A 6,238-nucleotide genomic window follows, 5' to 3' on the forward strand; every position below is an offset into this window, starting at 1 on the left:
TGCCGCCGTCGACGCATGAACATAATATCCGGTGACTCCCCCGCGGAACGCAGATTGGAGTCGCCTTCTTTATTTTCCTGTGCCTGCGTCGAGATGTGGACTGCGGCGCGGCGTCCTGAGTGGCCTCGCAATCCGCAACACAGAGTATCGGTTGGATGTGCGCCACCCCCTTAGTCTCTGAAACAGCGAAACTGTCCGGGGTTGGCCCCTTCGGGCTGCATCTAGAAGCATCGTGGTGGGCCGCCACTCCGCGCACCTATCCACCTGCTCTTCAGCGGAGAGATTCGTGCCTGCGTCGGCAGAGTGCCCGACGAGCTCAGGCGTAAAGGAGCAGCGCTCGGTGGGCCGAAAATGTTGGTATAACGCCAAATTCAATCATTTTCTCGAATGCGCTTGCTGCAGCACAGCCTGCCGGCCTTGGAGAAGCCTCGCTATCCGGCAGCATCCTCGTTGGCTCGTCAGTTCTGCGATTCGCTTGGCAGATCATCCGTTACTCCGCCCCGATTTTAATCATAGGTAATATCATTCTTGGATGGTTGCGGACAGATATGGGTTCTTAATATACAACCGTTGGTTCTTCACACACGGGAGATGCGGAATGTCGTGTTCAGACTTTCCTGTGGAACTGGTGACCGGGTCCTTCTCCAAGGACGATGCTGACGCCGTGCGCTTGGTGCTCGACGCCGTGCCGCACCCGATATTCTTAAAGGATGATCAATCCCGCTTCGTCGTGGTGAACCGAAGCATGTGCGACTTCATGGGTCATTCTTATGAGGAATTGGGTGGCAAGACGGATTACGACTTCGTCCCGAAGGAACAGGCGGATGTGTTCCGGCAGGTTGACCGGTTGGTGCTGGAAACCGGAGAAGTCAATGAGAATGAGGAGGTCATGCTGGGGCCGGAAGGGGAAATCCGCACCCTGGTGACGCGCAAAGCGCGGGCGTCGCTGCCGAATGGCGCTCGCTTCGTCGTCGGCTGTATTTCGGACATCACCAAGTTGAAGCAGCACGAAGGTACGCTACAGCTGCTGTTCGAACAAAACCCAGTCCCCATGTGGGTGTTTGATAGAGCCAGCTTGCGGTTTCTGGCCGTCAACCAAGCTGCCGTCGAGCATTACGGCTACACCCGCGAAGAGTTTCTTTCCAAATCAGTTATTGAAATAAGGCTGGCGGAAGACAGGGAAGCGTTTCTCCAAGTGGTCGGCACAGGCGAGGGCTCGTACCGCACCGGGCGTACCTGGCGCCACATGAAGGCGGACGGCAGCATGATCGACATCGTCGCCTACTCCAAGGGGATCGAGTATGATGGCCGGCCAGCCTTCATGGTTGCGGTTGTCGACGTGACGGAGCGCAAGCGAGCTGAGGACGACCTGCGTCGCACCAGAGAGTTCCTGGACACGGTAATCGAAAACATTCCCGTCATGCTCTTCGCTAAAGAGGCGCGGGAGAACCGCTATGTGCTGATGAACCGGGCGGGAGAGGAACTGCTTGGCATTCCGCGCGACGAGCTGATCGGCAAGACCGATTCCGACCTCTTTCCGCCAGAAGAGGCCGAGGCGTTCGCGGTTCGTGATCAGCAGGCGTTGCGTTCCGATTCCATCCAGATAGCCGAGGAAGAGCAGATCCACACGCGGGACAAGGGCACACGGGATCTCGTTACGCGACGGCTCGCGGTGGAAAGCCATGACGGAAAGTCGAAATATATTCTCGCGGTGGCCGAGGATGTGACCGAGCGCAAACGGGACGCGGCGCGGATCGCCCATTTGGCCACCCACGACGGGCTGACGGATTTGCCCAACCGGACAGCACTCGTCGAGCGTCTCCAATTCACACTCGAGCGGGCGACATCAGGCAGGGAAGCCTTCGCTGTCATGCGCCTCAACGTAGACGGGTTCAAGGAAGTGAATGATGCTTGCGGCCCAGGGGTAGCGGATTCGCTGCTTCGACAGGTCGCGACGAGGCTGTCAGTCACCGCTGACAAGAGCTTTCTCGCCCGCACCGGCGGCGATGAGTTCACAGCTATCATTGCTGATGGCCCGCATCCGGAGACAGCGATAGCGCTCGCTGACCGCCTGCTGGCGACGATCGCGGACGTTTTTGATGTCGATGGCCACCAATTGCACGTCGGTCTGAGCATCGGCATCGCCTTCTTTCCCGATGACGCCGTTGATGTCACGTCCCTATTGAGCAACGCTGACGCAGCGCTCGATCGCGCCAGGGCCGACGGGCACGGCGTTTTCCGCATGTTCGAGGCGGATATGGATCGCAAGGTGCGTGAACGCCGCGCACTTGAGAAGGACTTGCGTTCGGCTCTAGCAAACGACGAGTTGTTCTTGCACTACCAGCCGCAGGCGAACGTATCAGGTCAGATCATTGGGTTCGAAGCCCTGGTCCGGTGGTCCCACAAAGAGCGAGGAATGATCCCACCTGCGGAGTTTATTCCGCTGGCCGAAGAGAGCGGATTGATCGTGCCAATCGGCGAATGGGTGCTGCGCGAGGCCTGTCGCGAGGCCGCGTCATGGCCGAACACGATCCACATCGCCGTCAACCTCTCTCCCGTACAGTTTCGCCAAGGCGATCTTCCAGGTATGGTGCATGCGATTCTGTTGCAGTCGGCGCTCGATCCGACGCGGCTCGAGTTGGAAATCACAGAAAGCGTGCTGTTCGACGACTTCTCGCGGGCGAGTTCGATCCTCAGGCGCCTCAAATCGATCGGAGTAAAGATCGCCCTGGACGATTTTGGGACCGGCTATTCCTCGCTTTCCTATCTCCAGTCTTTCCCCTTCGACAAAATCAAGATCGACAAGTCATTCGTTTGGATGCTTCAGCAGAATCCGCAATCGGCGGCCATCATCCGCGCCATTGTCGGGCTGGGCCGAGATCTCTCTATGCCCATCGTCGCCGAAGGCGTCGAAACCTTCGATCAGCTGAGCTTTCTTACCGAGGAAGGCTGCAGTGCTCTGCAGGGGTATCTGATCGGAAGGCCTTATCCGATCGAGCTGTATGCGAAGGAGGTCGGCAAACGCGCACCGACGTCAAGCGAGGCGAGTCGACGCGGAGGGCAATAGCGGCTCACGATGCTTGCAGCACAGCACATAGACACGCACGCGCAGCGTTGATCTGGTCCCGGCTTCACGCCGGTGATCGCAAGTCCGGCGCTTGTGAAGCATAGCCCCTGTTGCTCAAAATCTCTTGATGGTCTGGTAAGCCACCTTGGATGGTGCGGCACGGACGGAAGCAATATCCCGGCAGGCGAGATGGCCGTGTGTGCAGGAGCAACGCCATTGATCCAATTCGCCATGTGTGCATTCTGGGTTGGCTTGCCCCGGGTTCGGCGCGCATTCCAAGTGCAACGATGATCACTCAAGCGAATCTGCCGCGAGTTGCACGTGTCGCGCAACACGGTCCGGAAGATTCTCAGGTCTGACGAGACGTCGTTCTCCTACGAGCGCGAGCGCGGCAACCCCAGCCGAAGATCGGCCCGTGGCAGGATCAGCTCGTCAGCTCGATGGGTTTTTGAGTTGCAACCGCAGCAAGGCGGCGCGAGCAGCTGACGCTGATCCGGATTTACGAAGAGCTTCGCGGCTTGGGCTACGAGGGTGGCTACGAAGCGATCTGGCGCTATGCGAGACGTTGGGCGAAGGCGCAGGGATCGGCAATGGCCGATGCCCATGTGCCGCTGTTCTTCGCGCCGGGCGAGGCCTACCAGTTCGACTGGAGCCACGAGATCGTCCTGAACAACGGCGTAACGGTGACCGTGAAGGTCGCCCATGTTCGATTCTGCCACAGCCGCATGATGTTCGTGAGGGCCTAGCGGACACAACAAGAATGTCGCCTTCTGGCGCTACAGGATGCTAGCAGCTGGAGAAAACGAATGATCGATTCCGCACAAGGACCGTCACTTATCCGACGAATTTGTTCCTCGGGGCGAAATCGGTCTTGAAGAGGGAGAAGGCTTTGTCCGGTGGGACAACAACATCGAAAAACATTGGAAAAGATTTGAATATTTTGAAGTCCCACTGATCTCTAGCGAATTGATTTCTCTGGCTTTCCGAGCACCCATTTGGACTCCGCATGACTTTGCCCGCAGATTGAGGAGCACAACGATCGTTGGCCACATATAGGCGATGTGTTACGTCGTTGCCATGGCAGAAGCGATGATCGTATCGCTCAATGAGGCTGTCAGAGCGTCCATCCGGCGCGAGTTCGAGCTGGCAAAGGCCCGCTTCGCCAATGACTGGCAGCTGTTGTGCATAGAGGAAAACTGGGGCGATACGCTGGATGACCGGCATACGCTAAGAATAAGAATGCTCCGATCCTTGAACCGGAATGGATCGTGCTACAGCAGGACGTTCTGCCGGAGAGACTAGCGTCGGCCCGTTACGCTGGAATCGGACGGATGCTCAGTCAGCGTAGACGCTGGTCGGCCGCAGCCTGTGACGTGTCTGCTATGAACCAGGGATTTGCAAAATCCGACTCATCAACTTGACCACGTTTGCCATAGTAAAGCGGCCGGCCATCAATGAGCGTGGTTCGCCCGCCAGCCGCCCGCAGCACGGCATCACCGGCCGCGGTGTCCCATTCCATGGTGCGGCCGAAACGCGGATAAAGATCGGCCTCTCCACTCGCCAGCAGGCAGAATTTCAACGACGAGCCCACCGAGACGATATCCGCGCCCTCGAATCTGGCGATGAATTTGTCGGTTTCCAGCGTGCGGTGAGACCGGCTTGCAACGATCGTGAGCGGCTCAGCCGCGCTTCGTACCGATATCTTGCGGCGGGCCGCCGGCATGAAGTCCGGTGTGATTGAAACCTCGGTCGCTTCGCCTGGACGCCCCGAATATAAAAGGCCCCTGGCCGGAGCATAGACGACGCCTATTTCAGGCGTCCCGTTGCGCACCAACGCGATGTTGACAGTGAAATCCTTCCGGCGGTTGATGAATTCCTTGGTGCCGTCGAGCGGATCGATCAGCAGGATCGAATCGCCTTTCAACACCGGCACCGCGCCGGCAGCGATTTCCTCTTCCGCAACGCACGTTACGCCGGCCAACGCGATGCGAAGACCTTCGAGGATCACGCGCTCAGCCGCCCGGTCTGCCTCGGTCACCGGCGAGGCATCCGCCTTCGTCTCATAGATAAATCCGGCCTCGAAAACAGCCATAATGGCGCTACCCGCCGACAGCGCCAACCCTTCGAACAGGGCGAGGACGGCCTTGTCGTCAGATGAATCCACCTTCGTCGGCAAGAGGTCGTTGGGCAATATTGCGTTCATACAGCCATCTTTCGAGAGCATCTACCATCTCTTCCGGTGATTTGCCGGTTGTCGTCAGCCTTATGTCCGGATTCTCAGGCGTCTCGTAAGGCGAATCGACGCCGGTGAAGTTCTTGATCTCGCCGCCGAGCGCCTTCGCATAAAGCCCTTTCGGATCGCGCGCGGCGCATTCCTCGAACGGGGTGTCAACGAACACTTCGATGAACTCGCCCTCGCCCATCATTTCGCGCGCCATGCGGCGCTCGGCGCGGAACGGCGAGATGAAAGAGACGAGCACGATCAGGCCGGCGTCCACCATCAGCCGAGCCACTTCGGCGACGCGGCGGATGTTTTCGACACGGTCCTCGTCGGTGAAGCCGAGATCGCGGTTAAGCCCGTGGCGGACGTTGTCGCCGTCGAGAATGTAGGTGTGGCGGCCGCTCGCATGCAGCCTCTTTTCGAGCAGATTGGCGATGGTCGACTTGCCCGAACCGGAAAGGCCCGTGAACCACAGCACCGCCGGCTTCTGGTGCTTCATATCTGCACGGGCCGATTTGTCGACGTCGAGCACCTGCCAACGCACATTCGCTGCGCGGCGCAGGGGATGTAGGATCATGCCGGCCCCGACCGTCGCATTGGTTATGCGGTCGATCAGGATGAAGGCGCCGGTGGTGCGGTTTTCGGCGAAGCTGTCGAAAGCGATCGGCGACTGCGCCGAGATATTGACGACGCCGACCTCGTTCATCGCCAGCGATTTCGCAGCTTCCTGCGCGAAGTCGTTGACATTGACGCTGTATTTCAAATCCGAAACGGTCGCGCTCGCCTGGTCGGTTTCGGTGCGCAAGATGTATGAGCGGCCGGGTAGAAGCGCCTGCTCGTCGAACCAGACCAGATTGGCAGCGAACTGGTCGGCCACCTGCGGTCGTGCTTCGGGCGCGACGAGAAGATTGCCGCGCGAGACTTCGACCTCGTCTTCCAGGACGATGGTG

2 protein-coding genes and 2 pseudogenes are annotated in these 6,238 nt (G+C 59.0%); 2 read left to right on the forward strand and 2 right to left on the reverse strand.

Features of this window, described 5'->3' with window-relative positions; all coding sequences use genetic code 11:
* The first annotated feature begins 598 nt into the window (after nt 1–598).
* Entirely contained in the window at nt 599–3,067 is a 2,469-nt protein-coding gene (locus MAXJ12_RS33590; RefSeq protein ID WP_008840707.1) for a sensor domain-containing protein, read from the forward strand.
* A 291-nt stretch (nt 3,068–3,358) separates the two neighbouring features.
* Nucleotides 3,359–3,810 (forward strand): annotated as a pseudogene (locus MAXJ12_RS39530) (IS21 family transposase); the annotation flags it as partial.
* A 596-nt stretch (nt 3,811–4,406) separates the two neighbouring features.
* On the opposite strand, the gene cysQ reads toward MAXJ12_RS39530, so the two are convergent.
* Together cysQ and nodQ are read right to left on the reverse strand one after the other, a co-directional pair.
* Complete coding sequence (gene cysQ / locus MAXJ12_RS33605; RefSeq protein ID WP_050899013.1) at nt 4,407–5,270, reverse strand: 3'(2'),5'-bisphosphate nucleotidase CysQ; 864 nt, start codon at nt 5,268–5,270, stop codon at nt 4,407–4,409.
* A pseudogene (nodQ, locus tag MAXJ12_RS33610) lies at nt 5,218–6,238 on the reverse strand (bifunctional sulfate adenylyltransferase/adenylyl-sulfate kinase NodQ); the annotation flags it as partial. The pseudogene nodQ and the gene cysQ, both read right to left, overlap by 53 nt.

It is taken from the genome of Mesorhizobium alhagi CCNWXJ12-2, from assembly GCF_000236565.1.
Taxonomy (GTDB): domain Bacteria; phylum Pseudomonadota; class Alphaproteobacteria; order Rhizobiales; family Rhizobiaceae; genus Allomesorhizobium; species Allomesorhizobium alhagi.